21 protein-coding genes and 2 tRNA genes are annotated in these 23,057 nt (G+C 68.3%); 9 read left to right on the top strand and 14 right to left on the bottom strand.

Annotated elements, in window-relative coordinates; all coding sequences use genetic code 11:
• Positions 1-12: 12 nt before the first annotated feature.
• Positions 13-702, top strand: a complete 690-nt coding sequence (locus HMPREF2833_RS07595; protein WP_039101577.1) for a hypothetical protein — start codon at positions 13-15, stop codon at positions 700-702.
• Between the two features lie 12 nt (positions 703-714).
• On the opposite strand, the gene HMPREF2833_RS07600 is transcribed toward HMPREF2833_RS07595, so the two are convergent.
• The 3 genes from HMPREF2833_RS07600 to HMPREF2833_RS07610 all read right to left on the bottom strand — a co-directional run bounded on the left by HMPREF2833_RS07600 (position 715) and on the right by HMPREF2833_RS07610 (position 3,880).
• On the bottom strand, positions 715-1,965 hold the full coding sequence (locus HMPREF2833_RS07600) for an MFS transporter (protein ID WP_070637271.1): 1,251 nt from the start codon (positions 1,963-1,965) through the stop codon (positions 715-717).
• Between the two features lie 405 nt (positions 1,966-2,370).
• Positions 2,371-2,913 (bottom strand): rhomboid family intramembrane serine protease, encoded by a 543-nt coding sequence (locus HMPREF2833_RS07605; RefSeq protein WP_039101578.1) that lies wholly within the window; start codon positions 2,911-2,913, stop codon positions 2,371-2,373.
• Between the two features lie 412 nt (positions 2,914-3,325).
• The gene (locus tag HMPREF2833_RS07610; protein WP_180956145.1) at positions 3,326-3,880 is read right to left on the bottom strand and encodes a peptidylprolyl isomerase; all 555 of its coding nucleotides are present in this window, start codon (positions 3,878-3,880) and stop codon (positions 3,326-3,328) included.
• A gap of 159 nt (positions 3,881-4,039) precedes the next feature.
• Here HMPREF2833_RS07610 and HMPREF2833_RS07615 point away from each other — a divergent pair, with 159 nt between their 5' ends.
• A complete protein-coding gene (locus HMPREF2833_RS07615) occupies positions 4,040-4,951 on the top strand; it encodes a hypothetical protein (RefSeq protein WP_039101580.1) in 912 nt (303 codons plus the stop codon).
• Between the two features lie 94 nt (positions 4,952-5,045).
• Here HMPREF2833_RS07615 and HMPREF2833_RS07620 read toward each other — a convergent pair whose 3' ends face one another.
• The 11 genes from HMPREF2833_RS07620 to dnaA form a co-directional block, all read right to left on the bottom strand.
• Positions 5,046-6,341, bottom strand: a complete 1,296-nt coding sequence (locus HMPREF2833_RS07620; protein WP_019310433.1) for an Nramp family divalent metal transporter — start codon at positions 6,339-6,341, stop codon at positions 5,046-5,048.
• Between the two features lie 281 nt (positions 6,342-6,622).
• Positions 6,623-6,695: transfer RNA gene (locus tag HMPREF2833_RS07625), tRNA-Ala, on the bottom strand.
• Positions 6,696-6,746: 51 nt separating this feature from the next.
• Positions 6,747-6,869, bottom strand: coding sequence for a hypothetical protein (locus tag HMPREF2833_RS12775; protein WP_256388763.1), 123 nt, complete (start codon positions 6,867-6,869; stop codon positions 6,747-6,749).
• Between the two features lie 49 nt (positions 6,870-6,918).
• Positions 6,919-6,992 (bottom strand) — tRNA-Ile (locus HMPREF2833_RS07630).
• Positions 6,993-7,083: 91 nt separating this feature from the next.
• Positions 7,084-7,569 (bottom strand): DUF3566 domain-containing protein, encoded by a 486-nt coding sequence (locus HMPREF2833_RS07635; RefSeq protein WP_019310431.1) that lies wholly within the window; start codon positions 7,567-7,569, stop codon positions 7,084-7,086.
• Positions 7,566-10,280 (bottom strand): DNA gyrase subunit A, encoded by a 2,715-nt coding sequence (gene gyrA, locus HMPREF2833_RS07640; RefSeq protein ID WP_070637273.1) that lies wholly within the window; start codon positions 10,278-10,280, stop codon positions 7,566-7,568. Before gyrA ends, HMPREF2833_RS07635 begins: the two co-directional genes overlap by 4 nt.
• Before the next feature lie 77 nt (positions 10,281-10,357).
• Positions 10,358-12,421, bottom strand: a complete 2,064-nt coding sequence (gene gyrB, locus HMPREF2833_RS07645; protein WP_039101582.1) for a DNA topoisomerase (ATP-hydrolyzing) subunit B — start codon at positions 12,419-12,421, stop codon at positions 10,358-10,360.
• A gap of 250 nt (positions 12,422-12,671) precedes the next feature.
• Positions 12,672-13,265, bottom strand: a complete 594-nt coding sequence (locus HMPREF2833_RS07650; RefSeq protein ID WP_059281299.1) for a DciA family protein — start codon at positions 13,263-13,265, stop codon at positions 12,672-12,674.
• On the bottom strand, positions 13,258-14,472 hold the full coding sequence (gene recF, locus HMPREF2833_RS07655; RefSeq protein WP_070637275.1) for a DNA replication/repair protein RecF: 1,215 nt from the start codon (positions 14,470-14,472) through the stop codon (positions 13,258-13,260). Before recF ends, HMPREF2833_RS07650 begins: the two co-directional genes overlap by 8 nt.
• 4 nt (positions 14,473-14,476) lie before the next feature.
• Positions 14,477-15,601, bottom strand: coding sequence for a DNA polymerase III subunit beta (dnaN, locus tag HMPREF2833_RS07660; protein ID WP_019310426.1), 1,125 nt, complete (start codon positions 15,599-15,601; stop codon positions 14,477-14,479).
• Between the two features lie 601 nt (positions 15,602-16,202).
• Positions 16,203-17,897, bottom strand: coding sequence for a chromosomal replication initiator protein DnaA (dnaA, locus tag HMPREF2833_RS07665; RefSeq protein ID WP_039101583.1), 1,695 nt, complete (start codon positions 17,895-17,897; stop codon positions 16,203-16,205).
• A 595-nt stretch (positions 17,898-18,492) separates the two neighbouring features.
• Here dnaA and rpmH point away from each other — a divergent pair.
• The 7 genes from rpmH to HMPREF2833_RS07700 all read left to right on the top strand — a co-directional run bounded on the left by rpmH (position 18,493) and on the right by HMPREF2833_RS07700 (position 22,903).
• A complete protein-coding gene (rpmH, locus tag HMPREF2833_RS07670; RefSeq protein WP_012399425.1) occupies positions 18,493-18,630 on the top strand; it encodes a 50S ribosomal protein L34 in 138 nt (45 codons plus the stop codon).
• Positions 18,631-18,655: 25 nt separating this feature from the next.
• The gene (gene rnpA, locus HMPREF2833_RS07675; RefSeq protein WP_039101584.1) at positions 18,656-18,997 is read left to right on the top strand and encodes a ribonuclease P protein component; all 342 of its coding nucleotides are present in this window, start codon (positions 18,656-18,658) and stop codon (positions 18,995-18,997) included.
• Positions 18,998-19,063: 66 nt separating this feature from the next.
• Positions 19,064-19,498: a membrane protein insertion efficiency factor YidD gene (yidD, locus tag HMPREF2833_RS07680; RefSeq protein WP_224764933.1), complete on the top strand. Its 435-nt coding sequence runs from the start codon at positions 19,064-19,066 to the stop codon at positions 19,496-19,498.
• Positions 19,495-20,478, top strand: coding sequence for a membrane protein insertase YidC (gene yidC, locus HMPREF2833_RS07685; RefSeq protein ID WP_019310422.1), 984 nt, complete (start codon positions 19,495-19,497; stop codon positions 20,476-20,478). The genes yidD and yidC overlap by 4 nt, the downstream gene beginning before the upstream one ends.
• 13 nt (positions 20,479-20,491) lie before the next feature.
• Complete coding sequence (locus tag HMPREF2833_RS07690; RefSeq protein WP_019310421.1) at positions 20,492-21,040, top strand: Jag family protein; 549 nt, start codon at positions 20,492-20,494, stop codon at positions 21,038-21,040.
• Complete coding sequence (gene rsmG, locus HMPREF2833_RS07695; protein ID WP_083310961.1) at positions 21,037-21,771, top strand: 16S rRNA (guanine(527)-N(7))-methyltransferase RsmG; 735 nt, start codon at positions 21,037-21,039, stop codon at positions 21,769-21,771. Before HMPREF2833_RS07690 ends, rsmG begins: the two co-directional genes overlap by 4 nt.
• A 268-nt stretch (positions 21,772-22,039) precedes the next feature.
• Positions 22,040-22,903: a ParA family protein gene (locus HMPREF2833_RS07700; protein ID WP_019310420.1), complete on the top strand. Its 864-nt coding sequence runs from the start codon at positions 22,040-22,042 to the stop codon at positions 22,901-22,903.
• Positions 22,904-23,057: the final 154 nt, after the last annotated feature.

Consider the following 23,057-nt stretch of genomic DNA (forward strand, 5'->3'; position numbering starts at 1 on the left):
CGGGAACCGGATATGAACGCGGGGGAATACACCGGAACGGTCCTCGCCACGGCGCTGGGCGGCTTCGACCCGGCGCCCATGGTCATCATGGCCGCAGCCCTCGGGGCGGGGGTGCGGCGCCGCCACATCATGGGCGCGTCCGCCCTCCTGCTGGGAGGGACCGCCGCGTGGGGCGTGGCCCTCACGCTTCTCGCGGGCCCTCGCCTGCAGAGCGTGGACTGGTGGGCCCTGGTGCGCCACGGCGGCACCGCCGCGTGGGTCGAGGTCGGTCTCGCCGTGGTGGTGGGCGGCTACGCGCTGTGGCGGGCCGTCTCGCGCCGCCGGGCCCGGGGAGAACCGACCCCGGAGAAGCCCGCCGCGAGCCCGTGGGCCCTGTACGCCACGTCACTGGTGTTCGTGGGGATCGTGGTGCTCGACATCCCGTTCGACATCCACGTGGCGGTCGCCGCTTCCCAGCCCCTGCCGCGGGTGGTCATCGGATGGGTGGCGTGGGCCCTGCTGAGCCAGATCGCCCTGACCGCCCTGGTCCTGCTGACCCTGCTGGGCCGGCAGGAGCGGTTCTCCACGGTCATGCGGCGCGCGTGGGCAGCCGTCGCGCCCAGGATCACGGTGGTCGTCACCGCCCTGCTGGGACTGGCGTCCCTGCTCATGCTGCTGGACGCGGGTCTGTTCCTGTGGGCGGGACGGTTCCTGATCGAGTGATCCGGGCCCTGCTCAGACCGCCGTCTGGGAGGCGGTGACGGGGTGCCCGGCCGCCAGGCGGCGTCGTCGGTCCGCCTTCTGCCGCTGGACGCCCGCGAGCGCGAGCAGCCCGCCCACGACGGACAGTGCGCACGCCACCACGGCGGGTGAGCGGTAGCCGAATCCGGCGGAGATCACGACGCCGCCCAGCAGGGCCCCGATCGAGTTGGCCACGTTGAACGCGGCGTGGTTCAGGGACGCGCCCATCAGCTGGGCGGAGCCCGCGGCCGTGATGAGCCAGCTCTGGATGCTGGGCATGATGAACGAGTTGACCAGCGCCATCACGAAACCGGCCACGAAGATTCCCACCGGGGAGCCGCCGAGGATCCCCATGAGCAGAAGTGCCAGGGCCAGTGCCGGGAAGCCCACCGCCATGGTGCGCCGGGCGCTGCGGTCGGCGCTGATGCCGCCGAGGGCGTTGCCGATCGTCATGCCCACGCCCACCACCGCGAGCAGCCACGGGATCGCGCCGGCGGACAGCCCCGCGAGCTCACGGCCCATCTGGGTCAGGTACGTGTAGATCGCGAAGAACCCGCCGAAGCCCACCGCGGCCACGCCCATCACGATCCACACCTGGGGCAGGGCGAAGGCCTTGAGCTCACCCCGCCGGCTGGCCCCGACCACGGGCTCCTGGCGGGGAACCGTGAACCACAGGCCGATGACGGTCGCGGCGAAGACCAGGGCCACCGCGCCGTACGCCATCCGCCATCCCCACGCCTGGCCGACGGCCGTCATGACGGGTACGCCCACCACGTTCGCCACCGTGAGACCGGACAGCGCGAGGGCCACACCCTTGGCCTGGTTGCCGGGGCCCATGACGGTGGCGGCCACCAGGGACGCGAGCCCGAAGTAGGCACCGTGAGGCACGCCCGCCAGGAAGCGCAGCACGACCAGGGACTCGAACGAGGGTGCCAGCGCGGAGGCCAGGCTGCCCGCGAGCAGCGCCGCAGCCATCACCAGGAGCATGACCGTGCGCGACGACTTCGCCGCCAGGAAGGAGATCACCGGGGCCCCCACGACGACGCCGGCCGCGTAGGCGCTCACCATCCAGCCCGCCCGGGCGATCCCCGTCTCCGGCGACTGCCCGTAGAGCTGCGGCATGAGGTCCTGGGCGATCTGCGGGAGCAGGCCCATGGAGGCGAATTCGGTGCAGCCGATGCCGAAGCCGCCCAGCGCCAGGGCGAGCAGGGCGAGTCGGCGGCGAGCAGGAGTCAGCTGGGTCATGACCACGCGGCCTTTCGAGGATCCGGGAGCGAGGGGCGGCACGGGGGCTGCCGTGCCTCTCGGGGCGGCTCTTCGCACGCGACGGCGGGTACGGGATGAGCGGGCGGCGGCGGACGGCACACATTCGTCGCGGCGCACACACGGACAACGCGCGCAGAGAGGAAATTATTCGCGTCGGGGGACCCGTGTGCGGGAGGTCACCGGCGCCTTCTCCCCACCCGGTGCACGGACGTTTTCCACAGGTGTGGAGAAAAGTGTGAATATCTCCCGGCACATGTGTGGATTGGAAGCCACGAAACCCGGAAAACCGGTATCCACAGGGTTGTTCACAGGTGTGGAATTACAGATGTGTAAGTTGTTAACAGGTGTGGACAAGCCCTGTGGAGAACAGCGCTGAACACGTCGTCAGATCCTCCGCCGCAGCCGCGGCAGCATGAGCGCCGCCACGATCGCGCCGGTGACGAGCCCGCCCAGGTGGGCCTGCCACGCCACCCCTCCCACCAGGAATCCGAAGGCCAGGTTGATCACGATCAGCACCGTGATGGGCACGATGCTGTTCTCGAAGTGCCGCATGAACACGAACATGGCGCCGAACAGCCCGAAGATGCCGCCGGAGGCACCGATCACGAGCACCCAGGGATCACCGAGCAGCAGCACCCCCACCGAGCCGCCGAGCACGGAGAGCAGGAACAGCACGGCCATCCGCCACGCTCCCAGCAGCGGCTCCAGCATCCGGCCGAAGAGGTACAGGGTGTACATGTTCAGCAGCAGGTGCACCGGAGAGGGCATCGCGTGCACGAAACCGCTCGTGAGCATCCGCCACGGCTGGGAGGCGGTGAGGGCGGGGGCGTAGCCCAGCACGGTGGAGAGGTCGTAGGGCGTGAACAGGCGCGTGAGCCACTGCAGCGCCCACGTGCCCGCGCAGATGCCGATGAGCGTCCACGTCACCGGCCAGCCACTGCGTCCGCGCCCCCTCCGGGAACGCCCGCGGGAGGGCGCGCCGCCCCCGGCAGGGTCGTGCTGCCCCGCGTTGGACGGTCCGTGGCCGTGCGGCCCGTACCCGTGCGGTGCCGGGCCCTGAGCGGCGCCGTTGCCCTCCCGGGGGTCGCGCGGCTGCTGCCCGGGGGGGTACTGGCCGTAGCGGGGCGCCGGCACACCACCCGGGGGAGCTCCGTGTCCTCCCCCGGGGCCCAGGCTCCCGTGCGGGTGGGCAGGTCGCGGGTCGAACTCATCACCGGCGTGGTCGTCACTCATGTCATCTCCGACATATCAACTGGTGGGGCGGGTCATCGCCCCCGGATAGACGTGGAGCCCACCCGGTGACCGGGTGGGCTCCACGCTGTGTGGTCTCGAGTGGGACTCAGAGAGCTTCCACGTCGATGGAGGTGATCACGCAGTCCTCCACGGGGCGGTCCTGGCCGCCGGTGCGGACGGTGTTGAGCTCGTCCACGACCTTCTTGGAGTCGTCGTCCGCCACCTCGCCGAAGATGGTGTGCTTGCCCTGCAGCCAGGTGGTGGGGGCGGTGGTGATGAAGAACTGCGAGCCGTTGGTGCCGCGTCCGTTGCGGGTGCCGGCGTTCGCCATGGCCAGCATGTACGGGGCGTTGAAGTTCAGCTCGGGGTGGATCTCGTCGTCGAAGTTGTAGCCCGGGCCGCCGATGCCCTGGCCCAGCGGGTCCCCGCCCTGGATCATGAAGTCCTTGATGATCCGGTGGAACACGACGTCCTTGTACAGCGGGCCGGACTGCTTCTCACCCGTGCGGGGATCGGCCCACTCCTGGGTGCCGTCCGAGAGACCCACGAAGTTCTTGACCGTCTTGGGGGCGTGGTTGCCGAAGAGCTCCACCACGATGTCCCCGTGGTTGGTGTGGATGGTGGCCTTGTGCGTGGCAGTAGCGGAAGTCATGGCTGTCATTCTGGCACGGGTGTCACGAAGCCGTCAGGACGGCCGAAAGGTGTTCAGCGCACAGTGAAAAGGCCCCCGGGCAGCCCGATCCCCGGGAGTCTCCCAGCTCACAGAACGTATGCTGGGAAGTGGAGATTCACATCATCGCCACTGTAGGAGGGAGACATCATGAGCGTGTTCAAGAGCAAGGCTCAGAAGCAGGCCGAGGCCACCAGCAAGGCGGCCGGGCACAAGGTCGTCCACGCGGGGGACTGGCTGTCCACCGAGATCGCTGAGCTCGGCGAGAAGCTGCAGCACGGTGTGGAGGCCGGCGCCACCGCCCTCGCGAGCGGCGTCGAGGCCACGAGCCCGTACGTCCAGGACGGTCTGGGCAAGGCCCAGAGCTTCGGCGAGGACGCCCGCAAGCGCAGCGAGAAGGCCAAGGCCGCGGGTGTCGCGGCTGCCGCTCCCCTCGCCGCCAAGGCCGCCAAGAAGACCGCCACCGGTCGTGCCGCCGCCCAGGAGAAGTACTCGGGCGCCGTGGCCGCGCTGGCCGCCAAGGTCGCGGACGCGGACACCTCGGACCAGTTCGACGCACTCGTCACCAAGCTGACGGGCGACAAGAAGACGGTCAAGCGCATCCAGAAGGCCGCCAAGAACTCCGCCAAGGAGTACGCCAAGCAGCAGAAGAAGGCCCAGGGCGGCCACAAGGGCCTGCTGGTCCTCGGTCTGCTCGTGGCCGGTGGCGTGGCAGGCGTTGCCGCATGGCGCGCCTCCCGTCCGGTGCAGGATCCCTGGAAGACCCCGGCCACCGCGTCGCCGCGCGTGTCCGCGTCCCCCGTCAACACCAACTCCACCGTGGCCGCCGGCACCGGTGTGAAGGTGGACGACGTCAAGGACCCCACGTCCAGCGCACACCAGGGGGGCACCGCCACGCAGGCGGCCCACCGCGCCACGGACGGCGTGAAGTCGGTGGCCGAGGACGCCAAGCAGACCGTCAACGAGGTCAAGGAGCAGATCAAGGGCTCCAAGACCGATGACACCAAGCTGGGTTCCGCGGACAACGCCTCCAAGCACAACCCGGGCAACACCAAGCACTGAGGTTGCGCAGGATCCCCGCCGGGGATCCCGCGACCACAGCACGACGCCGCGCTCCTCGTTCGAGGGGCGCGGCGTCGTCGTTGTCAGGGCCGGGTCAGGAGAAGATCCCGGCCACGGTGTCGTAGGTCTGGTAGACGCCCAGAATGATGAACAGCACCGCGCACACCACCAGCACGGCGTTGGTGAACATGCCGTTGCGCCACTTCTTGGGGGTGCGGGACGTGTTGAGCAGCCCCAGCAGGGTGACGGCCAGGAACGGCATGAACAGGGCGCCCAGCACGCCGTAGAGCAGGATCAGGAACACCGGCTTGTCCAGCAGCAGCAGGAGCATGGGCGGGAAGGTGAGCCACAGCAGGTAGAACTTGAAGTACTTGCCGCCGGTCCTCGTGTCCGGGTGCCCACTGGGCCTGTTCCGGACGTTGCCCCAGTAGTCCGCGAACATGAGGGACACACCGGACCACACGCCCACCACGGAGGAGAACGAGGCGGCCCAGAATCCCACGAGGAACGTCACGCCGATCACGTCCCCGTAGCGCTCGCGCAGCACCTTGTCGAGGTCCAGCAGCCCCTTGTCCCCGGCACTGATCGCGTAGCCCGCCGAGTAGAGCACCTCGGCACCCACCACGAGCATGGCCAGCACGAAGATGCCGGTCATGGTGTAGGCCACCACGTTGTCGAGCTGCATGACGCGCATCCACCGGGGCTGGTGCCAGCCCTTCTCCCGCAGCCAGTAGCCGTACGCGGCCAGGGTGATGGTGCCGCCCACCCCACCGGCCAGCGCCAGCGTGTACACCACGCCGCCCTGGGGGATCACGGGGATCAGCCCGGTGATCATCTCGGGGATGTCCGGCACCGTGATGACGGCCAGGCCCACCATGACCACGAACATGATGCCCACCATGGCCGCGGTGATCTTCTCGATGACCGCGTACCGTCCGAGCCACACGATCCCGAACCCCAGCACGCCCATGATCATGGCCCACGCCCACAGCGGCAGGAACGGGAACAGGGCCGCCAGGGGCAGCGCGGACGAGGACATGGCGGTGGCTCCGTACACGAAGCCCCAGATGATGATGTACGGGCCGAAGTACCAGGAGGTCCAGCGACCCAGGGACCGCCAGCCCTCGAAGATGGTGCGGCCACTGGCCAGGGAGTAGCGCCCCGCTCCCTCCACGAGCACGATCTTCATGATGGTGCCGGCCACGACCGCCCACAGCAGGGTGTAGCCGTACCGGGAACCGGCGGTGAGGGTGGCCACCATGTCCGCGGCCCCCACGCCCGTGGCGGCGACCACCAGTCCGGGGCCGATCAGCTTCCACCGCTCTATCCGCTCGAGCGGCTCGTGGGGATCGACCGAGGCCAGGGGCTGCAGGGGGGTCTTGTCGCGCATGGGGAGACTCCGCACTTCGATATGGGGCACGTCACAGGTGGGGACCAGTCTGTCACGGCCCCGCGCTCCTCGGTGACAGTCGCGTTCCACGGCGGGCCGCCCGTGCCGCGCAGGAGGCGCCCCCGGGAACCGGCGGGTCTGAGGCACCCGGTGCCCGGCGCCGGCGGCCCCGTGCATGCCCCTCGGTCGGTGCCAGCGGCCCTGCGCGGCCCCCCGCTCACCTGCTGGGGAACGAGAAGAACCCCGGACACCTCATTGCAGAGGCGTCCGGGGTTCGGGTGTGGAGCCTAGGAGATTCGAACTCCTGACATCTGCCTTGCAAAGGCAGCGCTCTACCAACTGAGCTAAGGCCCCGTATTCAGTTGCGGCGCTCCTCCGCCGGGAGGAACGCCGTGCCCGCGGTTCTCAGTCCACGGGATCCACTGCCGAATTCCACGCGTCCCGCTTGGCCTCGGCATCGCGCCAGGACTTCACAGCGGCCACCGTCAGTCCGGTCAGGGCAACCAGTGCCGCAATGCGTGACTTCACGGGGATCCTCCGGTCGAGCAGAACTCGCGGTGGGTGGGAATTCGATGGGTGGGCGTACCAGGAATTGAACCTGGGACCTCTTCGTTATCAGCGAAGCGCTCTAACCGTCTGAGCTATACGCCCTCAGCGTGGCCGGAACAGAGCATTCTCTGGCTGGCCACGCCAAGACTTTACCGGAGGTTGGTCCCCGCACCAAATCTGTGCGGGCCGGGGATCAGTCGTCGGTGAGGGTCACGCCGATGCCGCCGATCAGCGACGCCGCGATGTTGTACAGGATCGCTCCCAGCACGGAGAGCGCAGACAGCAGGATCACGTTGACCACGGAGATCAGGGTGGAGAACAGCGCCGTGTTGCCGAGCGACAGGAACTTCTTGATGTCCGCTCCCTCCGCACTGCCACCGAGCATGGAGAGCAGCTCGTTGATGCCCTGGAAGAGACCGGTCAGATCCAGCACGAGCCACAGCACGAGGGACGCGACCACGGTGATGATCCCCAGGGCCACGGACAGCAGGAACGCCAGCTTCAGGACGGACCACGTGTCCACCTTGGAGACCACCAGGCGGGCGCGGCGCACCTTGGCCCGGGGGGCGGGTCGCACGAGCCCCTTGCCGGAAGTCTTTCCGTTCTGCTGGGGCTTGGACTTCTTGGGGGAAGAAGTCGTCGCGGGCTTGCCCGCTTTCGAGGCCGAGCTCGCGCTCATGCGTCACCTCCGTTGTCGTTGTCCTCCAACGCTACTGCATCGTTCTGGCCGTCGGAGTCAGCCTGGCCGTCCCCGGTGCCCTCCGGGACGACGTCACCGGATCCGGTGTCCCGTCCCTCACCGACGACGCCGCCCGGCCCGGTGCCGTGCGCCGCGTCTTCCTCGGCCACTTCCTTCTCGATCTCGCGCTCCGCGTTGCGGGCCACACCCACGATGGTGTCCTCGGGGCCCGGCTTGGCGAAGATCACGCCCATGGTGTCGCGGCCGCGGGCCGGCACCTCACTCACGGTGGAACGGACCACCTTCCCGCTCTCCATGACCACGAGCACCTCGTCGTTCTCGCCCACGATCAGACCACCCACGAGGCCGCCGCGGACCTCGGCGAGCTTGGCCACCTTGATGCCCAGCCCACCTCGGCCCTGCACGCGGTACTCCTGGACGGAGGTGCGCTTGGCGTAGCCGCCCTCGGTCACCACGAACACGTGGGAGTCGTCGTGGACCACGTTGGCGGAGAGCAGCTCGTCACCCGAGCGGAACTTCATGCCCGTGACACCCGAGGTGGCGCGACCCATGGGGCGCAGGGCGTCGTCGTCGGCGCGGAAGCGCAGGGACTGGCCGTGGCGCGAGATCAGCATGACGTCGTCGTCCGTGTCCACGAGCATGGCCGAGACCAGCTCGTCGTCATCGCGAAGGTTGATCGCGATCACGCCGGCGGAGCGGTTGGTGTCGTAGTCCGTGAGGCGGGACTTCTTGACCAGGCCGTTGCGGGTGGCCAGCACCAGGTACGGCGCGTCCTGGTACGAGCGCAGCTCCATGACCTTGGCGATCCGCTCCTCGGGCTGGAACTCCATGAGGTTGGCCACGTGCTGGCCCTTGGCGTCCCGCCCGGCCTCCACGAACTCGTAGGCCTTGACGCGGTAGACCCGGCCCAGGGTGGTGAAGAACAGGATCCAGTGGTGGGTGTTCGTCACGAAGAAGTGCTCCACGACGTCGTCCCCGCGCAGCTGGGCGCCCTTGATGCCGCGGCCGCCGCGGTGCTGTGCGCGGTACTCGTCCGCGCGGGTGCGCTTGACGTAGCCGTCACGGGTGATGGTGACCACCACCTGCTGCTGCGGGATGAGATCCTCCATGGAGACGTCCCCGTCGAAGCCGTACAGCACCTCGGTGCGGCGGTCGTCCCCGTAGCGCTCCACGATCTCCGCGAGCTCCTCCGAGATGATCTCGCGCTGGCGTGCCTCGGACGCGATGATCTCCTCGTACTCGGCGATCAGCCGCTGCAGCTCCGCGTGCCGGTCCTGGATCTTCTGGCGCTCCAGGGCGGCCAGGCGCCGCAGCTGCATGTTGAGGATCGCCTGGGCCTGCGCCTCGTCGATCCCGAGCAGCTCCATGAGTCCGCTGCGGGCCTCCTCCACCGTGGGGGAGCGGCGGATCAGGGCGATGACCTCGTCCAGGGCGTCCAGGGCCTTGAGCAGGCCCAGCAGGATGTGCGCCTCCTCCTGCGCCTGCTTGAGGCGGTACCTGGTGCGCCGCACGATGACTTCCATCTGGTGCGTCACCCAGTGGTGCACGAACGCGTCCAGCGACAGGGTGCGCGGCACGCCGTCCACGAGAGCGAGCATGTTCGCGGAGAAGTTCTCCTGCAGCTGCGTGTGCTTGTAGAGGTTGTTGAGCACCACCTTGGGAACGGCGTCGCGCTTGAGCACGATGACCAGGCGCTGACCGGTGCGCCCGGAGGTCTCGTCGCGCATGTCCGCGATGCCCTGGACCTTGCCGTCCTTGACCAGGTCCGCGATCTTGATGGCCAGGTTGTCCGGGTTGACCTGGTAGGGCAGCTCGGTGACCACCAGGCACGTGCGGTTGTGGATCTCCTCCACGCTGACCACGGCGCGCTGCGTGATGGAGCCGCGGCCCGTGCGGTAGGCCTGCTCGATCCCCTTGTGCCCCAGGATCTGGGCGCCGGAGGGGAAGTCCGGGCCCTTGACCCGCTTGATGAGCTCCTCCAGCAGGGTCTCGCGGTCCACGTCCGGGTTCTGCAGGTACCACTGGACGCCGTCCGCGACCTCGCGCAGGTTGTGCGGCGGGATGTTCGTGGCCATGCCCACCGCGATGCCCGCGGAGCCGTTGACCAGCAGGTTCGGGAACCGGGACGGCAGCACCGTGGGCTCCTGCTGCTTGCCGTCGTAGTTGTCCTGGAAGTCCACGGTGTCCTCGTGGATGTCCCGGACCATCTCCATGGCCAGCGGCGCCATCTTGGTCTCGGTGTACCGGGGTGCCGCGGCGCCGTCGTTGCCCGGGGAGCCGAAGTTGCCCTGTCCCAGCGCGAGCGGGTAGCGCATGGTCCAGTTCTGGATCAGTCGCACCAGGGCGTCGTAGATCGCGGAGTCGCCGTGCGGGTGGTAGTTGCCCATCACGTCGCCGACAACGCGCGCGCACTTGTTGAACGAGCGCTCCGGGCGGTAGCCGCCGTCGTACATGGTGTAGAGCACGCGGCGGTGCACGGGCTTGAGACCGTCCCGCACGTCCGGCAGCGCACGGCCCACGATCACGGCCATGGCGTAGTCCAGGTAGGAGCGCTGCATCTCCGTCTGCAGGTCGATCTGCTCCACGCGGTCCGAGGTCACCTCGAGGTCGTCCACCACGACTCCCTCGACCGCCTCGGGGGTGTTCTCCGGATCCACGGGGCCGGGGCCGGCCTGCGTCTCGTCACTCATGCGTTGCTGTCCGTTTCTGCTGGTCTCTCACGGTCCACTGTTCATGCCGGCAGGGGAATATCCGGCGGTTGACATGCCTAGATGTCGAGGAACCGAATGTCCTTGGCGTTCTGCTGGATGAACTCCCGACGGGACTCCACGTCCTCGCCCATCAGCACCGAGAAGACCTGGTCCGCCGCGGCGGCGTCGTCCATGGTGACCTGCAGCAGCGTGCGGTGCTCCGGGTCCATGGTGGTCTCCCACAGCTCGGTGTAGTCCATCTCGCCCAGACCCTTGTAGCGCTGGATGCCGTTGTCCTTGGGCAGGCGGCGGTTCTCCGCGAGACCCTTGGCCAGGGCGGCGTCGCGCTCCGCGTCCGAGAACACGTAGTCGTGCGGCGCGTTGGACCACTTGATGCGGTACAGCGGCGGCTGCGCGAGGTACACGTAGCCGTGCTCGATGAGCGGGCGCATGAAGCGGAACAGCAGCGTGAGCAGCAGCGTGGTGATGTGCTGGCCGTCCACGTCCGCGTCCGCCATCAGCACGATCTTGTGGTACCGGGCCTTCTCGATGTCGAAGTCGTCCCCGATGCCCGCGCCGAACGCGGTGATCATGGACTGCACCTCGGCGTTGGACAGTGCACGGTCCAGCCGGGCGCGCTCCACGTTGAGGATCTTGCCGCGCAGCGGGAGGATCGCCTGGTGCGCGGGGTCGCGGCCCTGCACCGCGGAACCACCCGCGGAGTCGCCCTCCACGATGTAGATCTCCGAGAGCGTGGGGTCCTTGGACGAGCAGTCCTTGAGCTTTCCGGGCATCCCGCCGGACTCCAGCAGACCCTTGCGGCGCGTGGTCTCGCGCGCCTTCCGGGCGGCCAGGCGGGCCTGGGAGGCGTAGATGGCCTTGCGGACGATGTCCTTGGCCGGGTTCGGGTTGCGCTCCAGCCATGCGCCGAAGAGCTCGAACATCTCACGCTGCACGAAGGTCTTGGCCTCGGAGTTGCCCAGCTTGGTCTTGGTCTGGCCCTCGAACTGCGGCTCAGAGAGCTTGATGGAGATCACCGCGGTGAGACCCTCGCGGACGTCCTCGCCCGTGAGGTTGTCGTCCTTGTCCCGCAGCAGCTTGTTCTCACGGGCGTAGCGGTTGATCAGCGTGGTCAGTGCGGTGCGGAAGCCCTCCTCGTGGGTGCCGCCCTCGTGCGTGTTGATCGTGTTGGCGTACGTGTGCACGGACTCGTTGAACGCCGTGGTCCACTGCATGGCCAGTTCCAGGGACATCTTCTTGTCCTGGTCGTCCACCTCCAGGGAGATCACGTCCTGGTGGATCAGCTCCGCCTTCTTGGAGGAGTTCAGGAACGTCACGTAGTCCAGCAGGCCGTCCTCGTAGCAGTAGACCACCTGGCGCGCGCCGGCCGCCGCGGCGTCGTCGTCCGCGCCGGCCGTGCCGCCGTCCTGTCCCTCGAGGGGGCCGGTGGCGTCCGCGACAGTGTCCCCGGCGATCTCCTCGCCGGTCTCGTCCGTGGCGCGCTCGTCCGTGAGGGAGATCCGCAGGCCCTTGTTCAGGAACGCCATCTGCTGGAAGCGCGCACGCAGGGTCTCGAAGTCGAAGTCCACGGTCTCGAAGATCTCGGCGTCCGGGTAGAAGACCTGGGTGGTGCCCGTCTCCTCCGTGGCCTCGCCCTTGACCAGCTCACCCTGCGGGCGGCCGCCGTTGGCGAAGCTCATGCGCCACACGTGCCCCTGGCGGCGGACCTCGGTGTCCACCCGCGAGGACAGGGCGTTGACCACGGAGATGCCCACGCCGTGCAGACCACCGGAGACGGCGTACCCGCCGCCGCCGAACTTGCCGCCCGCGTGCAGGATGGTCATCACGACCTCCACGGTGGGCCTGCCCTCGGTGGGGTGCATGTCCACGGGGATGCCGCGGCCGTTGTCGGACACGCGCACGCCGCCGTCCGCCTGCAGCGTGACCTCGATGTGGTCGCAGTATCCGGCCAGGGCCTCGTCCACGGAGTTGTCGACCACCTCGTAGACCAGGTGGTGCAGACCCCGGGGCCCGGTGGAGCCGATGTACATCCCCGGGCGCTTCCTGACCGCCTCGAGACCTTCCAGGACGGTGATGTCGCTCGCGCCGTACTCGTGCTGTGGGGAGTCCTCTGTAGCCACGGGGTTTCCGGTCCTCCTGCGTAATCGTTGGCGATCGTCGCCCGGCCCACATGAGTACAGCCGATGAGACGGTTCGCGGCTCATCGGCTGGCGGGACGAAGAGATCTGTGACTTCTCATTCTAGCGGATGTTCCCGCGGATCAAGCCCTCAACGGCCGCCAGACGCCCCGGAACCCCGCCGTGATGGGTGACGTCATTTCCGGGGCCCGGAGCGGCTCGCGGGATTCTGGCGGGTTTTGGGCGGATCCGCCTACCCGTACGTGTCCCGGGGGCCTCGACCCTGCACCGCCCAGCGTCCCCGCTTCCAGCTGGGCCCCACCGGGCCGTGGATCTCCAACCTGGTGACGATGCCCTCGCCGAGCTTCTCGGCGAAGCTGCGCAGGATCTCGGACTGGATCAGCCGCAGCTGGGTGGCGTACGCCGTGGAGTCGCAGCGCACGCGCACCACCGTGTCCTCGAAGTGCTCGGGCCACGTGTGCTCGGCGTTGCGCGGGCCCACCAGGGAGGCCCAGTCCGCGAGCACGCTGCTCACGTTCACGGGGGTCTTCCACCCGCGGTGGGTCATGAGCGTGTCCACCACCGAGGACAGCGGCCGGGGGTCCCGCGCCGAGCGTCCCGGGCCGGAGAATCCCCCCAGCTGCCGGGGGTCCGTCCCGTAGCGGTTCCTGCTGCGCAGCGCCGGGGAACCGGTCCCCTCCTCCATGGCGGTTCCGAACGCCCGCATGTTCTTGGCCGCGGCCGCGGCGGACAGCGGCTTGTCCCCGCGGTCCTGCGCCGCCTTCCGCGCCCGCTGCAGGGCCACGGCCGCGGCGTCCACCACGTCCCGGTGCACCGTGTCACTCATCTCCGGCGCCCTCGCGTTGACCCTCTCCGGCGGACGACGCCGCCGCGCCGCGTTCCCGGACCACGCCCGGCTCCACGTCCACGACCGTGTGGGAGCTCTCGAGCAGAGCCGCGGGAAGGTCCTCGTCCACGGCGGCCGTGACGAGCACCTGTTCCGCCTGCCGCACGAGCTCCGCCAGCCGACTCCGGCGGCGGGCGTCCAGCTCCGCGAACACGTCGTCCAGGATCAGCACCGGAGCGGCACCCGGGGACGGGTCGTCGGCCACGTGCACGTACCAGGAGCCCAGGCGCAGCGAGAGGGAGATGGACCAGGTCTCCCCGTGGGACGCGTAGCCCTTGGCGGGTGTGTCTCCCAGACGGATCAGCAGATCGTCCCGGTGCGGACCCACCAGGGTGATGCCGCGCTCGCGCTCCTGGCGCGCCACGCGTTCGAAGGCGTCCATCATGAGCCCGTGGAGGTCCGCCACGGTGAAGTGGGCGAGGGCGTGCTGGTCCGCACCCGGGGCCACGGAGGAGCTCTCGTACTCGAGCCTGACGTGCTTGGGGCCCTCCGTTAGCTGCTGGTAGGCACGGTCCACCTCGGGCTCCAGGGCCTCGAGGAGCTGGAGCCTCGCGGCCATCAGAGCCGCGCCGGCCCGTGCCAGCTGGTCGTTCCACACCGCGAGCGTCGCCCGGTCCGAGTCCGAGAAGGCCCGGGAACGGCGAGTGGACTTGAGCAGGGCGTTGCGCTGCTTCAGCGCACGGTCGTAGTCCGAACGGGCCGCGGAGAGCACGGGCCGCATGGCCGTGGCGAGGTCGTCCAGGAACCGCCGCCGGTGGGACGGATCACCCTTCACCAGGGTGAGGTCCTCGGGGGAGAACAGCACGGTGTGCAGTGTCCCGAGCGCCTCCCGGGCGCGCACGGGTGCGGCGCGGTTGATCCGCACGCGGTTGGCCCGAGCCGCATTGAGCTCGTACTCCAGCACCGTGCGCTGCCCACCGCGGTTCACCCGCAGCCGGATGATCGCACGCTCCGAGCCCGTGGCGATCAGGGGCCCGTTGCCGGAGACACGGTGGGAGGCGAGGGACGCGGCCCAGTCGACCGCCTCCACGATGTTGGTCTTGCCCACGCCGTTGGGACCGGCGAACACCGTGAGTCCCGGGGTCAGTGCGAGGTCCAGACCGGCGTAGGTCCGGTAGTCCAGCAGCGAGAGGTGGTCTACGAACACACGATCACTGGTTGGGCAGACGGACCGGCATGAGCAGGTACTTGTAGTCCACGTCGTCCTCGCCGTCCGGCTCTGCCTGCGCGGAGAGCACGGCGGGCTTGGGCGGAGCGGTGAACGAGAACCGCACGTAGGCCGAGTCGAACGCGTTCAGTCCCTCGGACAGGTACGTGGGGTTGAACGCCACGGTGATGTCGTCCCCGTTGAGCTGCGCGTCAAGGACCTCGGAGGCCTGGGCATCCTCACCGGTGCCGGCGTCGAGCGCCACCTGGCCCTCGCTGAAGGCCAGCCGCACCGGGGTGTTGCGCTCGGCCACGAGGGACACGCGGCGCACGGCCTCGACCAGCTCCGAGGTGCGCACCACCGCGGTGATCGGGGTGTTCTCGGGGAACAGCGAGCGGATTTTGGGGTACTCGCCGTCGATCAGCAGGCTGGTGGTGCGCCGGCCGCCGGACTCGAAGCCCACGAGTTCGGTGTTCTCGGCCAGCGCCATGTTGACGTCCCCGGCAGAGCCGAGGGTCTTGGCGACGTCGTTGAGGGTCTTGGCCTTGATGAGTGCCGCGGTGGACAGCGTGGGATCGGTGGGGCGCCACGTGAGTTCGCGCATGGCCAGGCGGTACCGGTCCGTGGCCAGGAGGGTCATTTTCTCGCCCTCGATCTCCATGCGGATGCCGGTGAGGATCGGGAGGGTGTCGTCCTTGGACGCCGCGATGTTCACCTGCGCGACGGCGTGGGCGAACTCGTCACCGGCCACCACGCCCGAGAGCTCCGGGAGGCCCGGCAGCTGGGGGTAGTCGTCCACCGGCATGGCTGCGAGGTTGAACTTGGAGGACCGGCACGTGAGGGTGACCTTTCCGCCGTCGGCCTCGAGCTGAACGGGCGCGGAGGGCAGCGAGCGGCAGATGTCCGCGAGCAGGCGACCCGAGACGAGGGTGGTTCCCTCCTCCATGACGTCCGCACTGATGGTGAGGCGAGCGGAGATCTCGTAGTCGAAGCTCGCGATGGACAGGGACCCGTTCTCCGCCTTGATGAGCAGACCGGACAGCACGGGAACGGGGGGCCGCGGGGACAGCGAACGAGCAGTCCAGGTGACTGCTTCAGCCAGTACGTCGCGCTCGACCGAGAACTTCACGAAGGTGCCCCTCTGTTGGCTTTGGACAGGAGTGTCTTCCCTGCATGGTATCCGCCACGGAGGACGCCTCCCCAACGGGGTGAGGTGGTGGGGAGATCGTGTGCGCCGCCGTCGCGTCGGGGATTCGTGTAATTACAGAGATCCTCGAGGGGCGCACGGGGCGGATCGTCCGGATTTTTGTTATTCGGTGGATCTTTCTTTAAGGGTCAGAAGTGTTAATAACCCCTGTGGGTTCTGTGGATAACCGCCTGCAGCCCAGCCGTCGAGCGGCTCCACGGTGTTGATGCACTGTGGATCGGCGGCCACCTGCCTGTGACCGCTCAGTGCAGAACTTCCGCGTGATTCCGGGGATTCCACAGCACTGCCCACCGATTCGCAGACGTTCTCCACCGGCCCAGGCTCGTTGTCCACAGATTTTTCCACACCGCCTCGTTCTCGCCCGTGCACAGGCCGTCCACACAGGGCCCTGGAGCTGTGGAACGCGCCTCCAGAAGCGCGGGGTGGAGCGGTCCGTGCCTGTGGGCGAATCACAAGAACGGGGCCCCGGACATGGCCAGGGCCCCGTGGAGGATCTCTGCGGTGCGGGTGCTCGCCGCCGGGCTCAGCCCTCGCGCGACTGCTGCTTGATCCGGTTGGTCAGTTCCGTGACCTGGTCGAAGATCTGTCGACGCTCCGCCATGAGGGTGCGGATCTTGCGGTCGGCGTGCATCACGGTGGTGTGGTCACGCCCCCCCAGCTCCTGCCCGATCTTGGGAAGGGACATGTCCGTGAGCTCGCGCAGCAGGTACATGGCGATCTGCCGAGCCGTCACGAGGGTCCGGGTGCGGGACTTGGACTTCAGCTCGTCCAGGGTGATGTTGAAGAACGCCGCAGTCTGGCCCAGGATCGACGCCGCGGTGATCTCCTGCCCGCCGTCGTCCGTGATCAGGTCCTTGAGCACCAGCTCGGCGAGGGGAAGATCCACGGGCTGCTTGTTGAGCGACGCGAACGCGGTCACCCGGATGAGCGCGCCCTCGAGCTCGCGGATGTTCGTGGAGATGTGGGACGCGATGTACTCCATCACGTCGTCCGGGGCATCCATGCCTTCACTGATGGCCTTCTTCCGCAGGATCGCGATGCGCGTCTCAAGTTCCGGCGGCTGCACGTCGGTGATCAGACCCCACTCGAACCGGGACCGCATGCGCTCGGCGAAGCCGGTGAGCTGCTTGGGAGGCATGTCGGAGGTGATGACGATCTGCTTCTCGTGGTTGTGCAGCGCGTTGAAGGTGTGGAAGAACTCCTCCTGCGTGTGCTCCTTGCCCGCGAGGAACTGGATGTCGTCGATCAGCAGGAGGTCCACGTTGCGGTAGATGCCCTTGAAGGACGAACCCTCGTCGTCCCGGATGGAGTTGATGAAGTCGTTGGTGAACTCCTCGGAGTTCACGTACCGCACCCGCATCTTGGGATAGAGCCGCTTGGCGTAGTGGCCAATGGCGTGCAGCAGGTGGGTCTTGCCCAGGCCGGAGTCCCCGTAGATGAACAACGGGTTATATGCCTTGGCGGGGGTCTCCGCGACCGCGAACGCTGCGGCGTGGGCAAAACGGTTGGACTGGCCGATCACGAAGGAGTCGAACACGTACTTGGGGTTCAGCCGGGCGGAGCTGTCCCACTCGGAATCGGCGGGGCTGGTGTCCGAGCCGTTGCCGGTGGTGAGCACCTCCCGCGGCGCGGGGACCGGGGTCTGCTCCCTGCGGGGCGGAAGTCCTCCGAACTCCGCATCCCGACCGGGTGGGGCAACGGACGGCTCTGCGCCGGGACGGGTCGAGAACCGGCTCTCGGGATCCGCCGCCTGTTCCTGGGGGGTGAGGAACGAGCCCGGCGCGCGCTCCGCCTCGATCTCGGTCAGCGAGGGCGCGCTGGGTCCGCGCTGCTGGGTGGAGCTGGACTCGGTGTCCGCCCGGCCACCGTCCGCCGGGGCGCGGTGCGTGCGATCAGCGCCGGCGCGGCGGGTGTCAGCCGGGGGCCGGGACGGGCTCGGCTGCATCTCGAGCTCCGGGTCCACCACGAAGGCCACCAGGGTGTCGGCGCCGAAGACCCTGTGCACGGTGTCGTCCAGGATCTCGGACATGGGTCGGTGCTGGAGGAACTCGCGGGTGACCTCACTGGGAACGGCCACCAGGAGCGTGGAGCCCATCAGCCCACGGGGTTCGCACAGCGCGATGTTGCCGCGTGAGCGCCCGGTCACCCGGGGATTCTCGTTCATGAAGCGGACACACTCTGCCCACTGCTCGGACAGTGTCTGGTTGTCCTGCTGCATGAGCGACTCCTGACGTGTTGGACCGGGAACGGCCCAGTTTTCCACAGAGTTGTTCACAGCGGTGGATAAACCTCGTGGGGGGTGGCCGTGGGGTTCAGCCTAGATCAGGTGTCACGGCACTTCATAGCCCGAATCTGCGGGCAGGTGGAACTACAGACGTGTAGTTCGCGCCTGGGGATAACCTGCCGCGCCACGGCGCGGACCGGCCGTTTTCCACATGCCCTGCGGACCGTGGATGCACAGCTGTGGAAGTGCTGTCCGCCGCGCGTGCGACCCCTTCGGGAGAGCGGGGTGCGGGTCTGCGGGCCGGGTGGCCACCGGCAGGGCCGCTCCGGGTCGGGCCCTTCGTGGCGGTAACGGCGCGGTGCCCGCTGGCCGGCGGCGGGAGCTCTGGTCGGCGACGGCCTCGGACCCGGGGGCGGGCGGCGTCGAGCCCGGTATTTGACCCGGCTGGCCCCATTGACTACTGTGGATAGGTCTTGTGCGTGCAGCATCGCGATCTCTGCATGCCCGCACGCCCCCAGAAACCTACCGCGTGCGCCCCCTGCGACTTCTCGCAGTCGGCTCACCGTAGTCCAACCTCATGGAGTGACTAATGCCCAAGCGGACTTTCCAGCCGAACAACCGCCGCCGCGCCCGCAAGCACGGCTTCCGTGCTCGCATGCGCACCCGCGCCGGCCGCGCCATCATCGGTGCCCGCCGCAGCAAGGGTCGCGCCAGCCTCTCGGCCTGAGCCCCCGCGTCTCGAGGTTCGCGTCATGCTGCCCACTCGGCACCGGATGCGGACCTCGGCGCAGTTCACGACCACCGTACGTTCCGGTGCCCGCAGCGGTCGCCGGAACGTCGTCGTATCCGTGCGCATGCACACGGGTGAACCGTCCCGCGTGGGGTTCGTGGTCTCCAAGGCCGTGGGCAACGCGGTGACGCGCAACAAGGTCAAGCGCCGGCTGCGCGAGCTCAGCGCGAGCAGCGTGCGGGACCAGCCCCACGGCATGGACGTGGTGGTGCGGGCCCTGCCCCCCGCTGCTGCCGCGGACTGGGACGAACTGGGCAGCGACTACCGGGCCGCATTCACGGCCGCGGTGCGGCGGGCACGATGACGCTCACAGCTGGTCCCGGGCACCATGCCGTAACGTGCCCCGTGGACGATCGAGAAGGAGGCGCACGTGACACCACGGGTGACTCCTGAGCAGCTGCTGGCACGCGCCCCGCACGAGTTCAACACCTCGGGTGGTGTGCTCGGCGCGGTCAAGCAGGCTCCGCAGAACCTTCTGATCGCCCTGCTCAAGCTCTACAGGACCATCGTCTCCCCGCTCTACGGGGACGTGTGCCGCTACTTCCCCTCCTGCTCCGCCTACGCGCTCGAAGCCGTCACCGTGCACGGTGCCGTTCGCGGACTGGGGCTGAGTGTGATGCGGCTGCTGCGCTGCCACCCCTGGGCCGCCGGGGGGATCGACAGGATCCCGGGGGGTGGCCGGGAGTTCCCGACCCTCGCCACGACCCCCAGAATCGTTCTGCTCAACCACCCGAACCTCGTGCGTGAGTACACGCACGACTGTCAGGCCCGCCACCATGCGGCTCAAGGAGCCAACGCTCGATGAACTTCTTCGACCTGATTCTCTTGCCCTTCAAATGGATCGTGTCCGCAGTCCTGTGGGTGTTTCACGAGCTGTTCACCCTGATCGGCGCCGATCCCACGTCCGGTCTCACCTGGGTGCTGTGCATCGTGGGTCTCACGCTCGTGATGCGGACGCTGACCATCCCGCTGTTCCTCAAGCAGATCAAGTCCATGCGCGGCATGCAGGAGCTGCAGCCGGAGATGGCCAAGCTGCAGGCCAAGTACAAGGGCAAGAAGGACCAGCTCTCCCGCCAGGCCATGGCGGAGGAGCAGATGGCCCTGTACAAGAAGCACGGCTCCAACCCGTTTGCGGCATGCCTGCCCGTGATCGTGCAGATGCCCATCTTCTTCGCCCTGTTCCAGGTGCTGCGCTCGGTCCCCCAGGCGGCCGCCAACAACGAGGCGATCCACCTCCTCACGCCGGAGATGGTCCACCAGTTCAACGAGTCCACCATCTTCGGCGCCCCGCTGTTCTCCACACTGATGCAGCCGGGTGACGGCAACCACACCGCCACGATCGTCCTGGCGATCGTGATGATCGTGGCCATGAGCGCCACCCAGTTCATCACGCAGAAGCAGCTGACCGCCCGCAACATGAGCGACACCGCCAAGGCCTCGCCCATGTACCGCCAGCAGCAGATGATGCTCTACCTGTTCCCCATCATCTTCGCAGTGGGCGGCATCAACTTCCCCCTGGGCGTGCTCGTCTACTGGACCGTCTCCAACCTGTGGTCCATGGGCCAGCAGTGGTGGGTCATCCGCAACAACCCCACCAAGGGATCCCAGGCGGAGCGCGAGCTCAACGAGCGGCGCGCCGCCAAGGGCCTGCCCCCCGTGGGCATGACCAAGAAGGAGCACGAGGAGAAGGTCGAGGAGCAGCGGGTGCGTGCGGCTGCCGGCCAGCGCAACCAGCCCGTGTCCAAGAAGCGTCAGAAGCAGCAGACCAAGAAGAACAACGGCTGAGAGGTCTCCCGCCATGAACGAGACGGACAACGCCCAGGACACGGCTCCGGAGGAGACCGTGGTACCGGAGTCACAGGTGGACACTGCCCCGCTCTCCCCGCTGGAGGAGGAGGGCGAGATCGCCGCGGACTACATCGAGGAGCTCCTCGACACCGCGGACATCGACGGTGACATCGACATCGAGGTGCGCGACGGCCGCACCTACGTCTCCGTCGTGGCCGAGGACGACGACGCCGATCTGCGGGCTCTCGTGGGCCAGGACGGTGAGATCGTGGAGGCTCTGCAGGAGCTCGCCCGCCTGTCGGTCCTCAGTGCCACGCAGCGGCGCAGCCGCCTGATTCTCGACGTGGCGGGTCACCGGGACGAACGCGCGGCCGAGCTTCGTTCCCTGGCCGACGACGCCGTGGCCAGGGTCCGCGCGGACGGCGAGAGCGTGCACCTGCCGCCCCTGTCCCCGTACGAACGCAAGATCGTGCACGACGCCGTGGCGGAGGCCGGGCTGGTCTCCGAGTCCGAGGGCGACGGCGCTGGGCGCCACATCGTGATCTCGGCCGGCGCATGAGCGCCCAGGACTCTCACGGACGGCCCGCGGGGCCGTCGGCCGGAAGGGCAGGCGGTTCCGGGCCGGAACCCGCTCACCGGGCCGCACCGGAGCCCCAGCCGGCTCCACCGCTCGGGGACCTGGAACCTGCGGCGCGGGCCATCTTCGGCCCCCGGCTGGACCTTGCGCGGCGCTACACGGAGCACCTGGCCTCATCCGGGATCGTGCGCGGTCTCATCGGGCCCCGGGAAGCCCCGCGCCTGTGGGAGCGGCACGTTCTCAACTGCGCCGTGGTGCAGGAGCTCATCCCAGCTGACTCGCGCGTGGTGGACGTGGGGTCGGGGGCGGGTCTGCCGGGTCTGTGCCTGGCCATCGCCCGCCCGGATCTGCAGATCACCCTGGTGGAACCGCTGGAACGGCGCGTGGTGTGGCTCGAGGAGGTCGTCTCCGACCTCGAGCTGGACAACGTCCGGGTGCTGCGGGCCCGCGCGGAACAGGCCAAGCAGGATGTCGGCGCCGTGGACGTGGTCACGGCGCGCGCGGTGTCCGCTCTGGTGGGTCTCGTGGACATCACCCTCCCCCTGCTGAAGGGCCGGGGTGAGCTGCTCGCCCTGAAGGGCCGGTCGGCGGAGGACGAGCTCACGAAGGCGTCCAAGAAGCTGGGGCGCTTCGGTGTCAGGGAGTCGGAGGTTCTGACCGTGGGTGAGGACCTGCTGGCCGAACCCACCACGGTGGTGCGCCTGGTGCTCTGACCTGCCTCTGGCACCAGGGTGCGGGGACGGATGCGGATAAGCTACGAGGAGCACGCATCAGCCATGAAAGGGACCGTCGATGACCACCCCGGAGCACGACCCGCAGGCCGTGAAACGCGGACACGATTTCGGGTTGCCGCCCGATCCCGCTAATCAATCCAAAAAGGTTGTCCCGGATCGCGGCAAGCATGTTTCACGTGAAACAGACGCTCACGCCGGTCTTGCAGCACAGGATGCGGTGGCTGATACCGCTCTGGGGAGGAAACTCGTGGAAGAGAACAAGCGTCGCGCCAAGCTCAAGAACGTCCAGTTGGAGCACCCGAAGAACACCCGCTTCATCACCATCAGCAACCAGAAGGGCGGCGTGGGCAAGACCAGCACGTCCGTCAACCTGGCGGTAGCGCTGGCCCAGCAGGGTCAGCACGTGCTGGTGGTCGACAACGACCCCCAGGGCAATGCCTCCACCGCCCTCGGCATTCCCCACGGAGCGGATGCGGACTCGGTGTACGACATCCTCATCGACGAGGTGCCCGTGGCGGACGTGGTCAAGGAGTCTCCCGAGACCGAGAACCTGTGGGTACTCCCCGCCACGATCGACCTCGCGGGCGCGGAGATCGAACTCGTCTCCGTGGTGGCCCGCGAGCAGCGTCTGCAACGAGCTCTCGCGGAGTACGCGGAGTTACGCGAGCAGAACGGTCTGCCGCGGCTGGACTACGTGTTCATCGACTGCCCCCCGAGCCTGGGTCTGCTGACCATCAACGCGTTCGTGGCGGCTACGGAGGTGCTGATCCCCATCCAGTGCGAGTACTACGCCCTGGAGGGACTGAGCCAGCTCCTCAACAACATCAAGATGATCCAGAAGCACCTCAACCCCCAGCTCACGGTTTCCTCCATTCTGCTGACCATGTACGACGGCAGGACCAACCTGGCGTCGCAGGTGGCAGACGAAGTGCGTCAGCACTTCCCGGACGAGGTCATGGAGACAATGATCCCGCGATCTGTGCGGATCTCGGAAGCACCCAGCTACCAGCAGAGTGTCATCACCTACGACCCGAGCTCCACAGGCGCGCTCTCCTATCTTGAAGCGGCGGCTGAACTGGCCACGCGGGAGCCTGGCACTTCCCGGGAATGATGCCTCACGTGAGTCGGCGCCACTGACTGGTTCACATGAGGTGGCGGCCGAGCATGCAGGGCAGCTAAGACCGCCGGCCAGGGCGCGGATGATCTCACCGGCGGATGCGGCCCACGACGGGATGCCCCGATGTTTCACGTGAAACATCGGGGCA

The organism is Kocuria sp. HMSC066H03, from assembly GCF_001812045.1.
Taxonomy (GTDB): Bacteria; Actinomycetota; Actinomycetes; order Actinomycetales; family Micrococcaceae; genus Kocuria; species Kocuria rhizophila.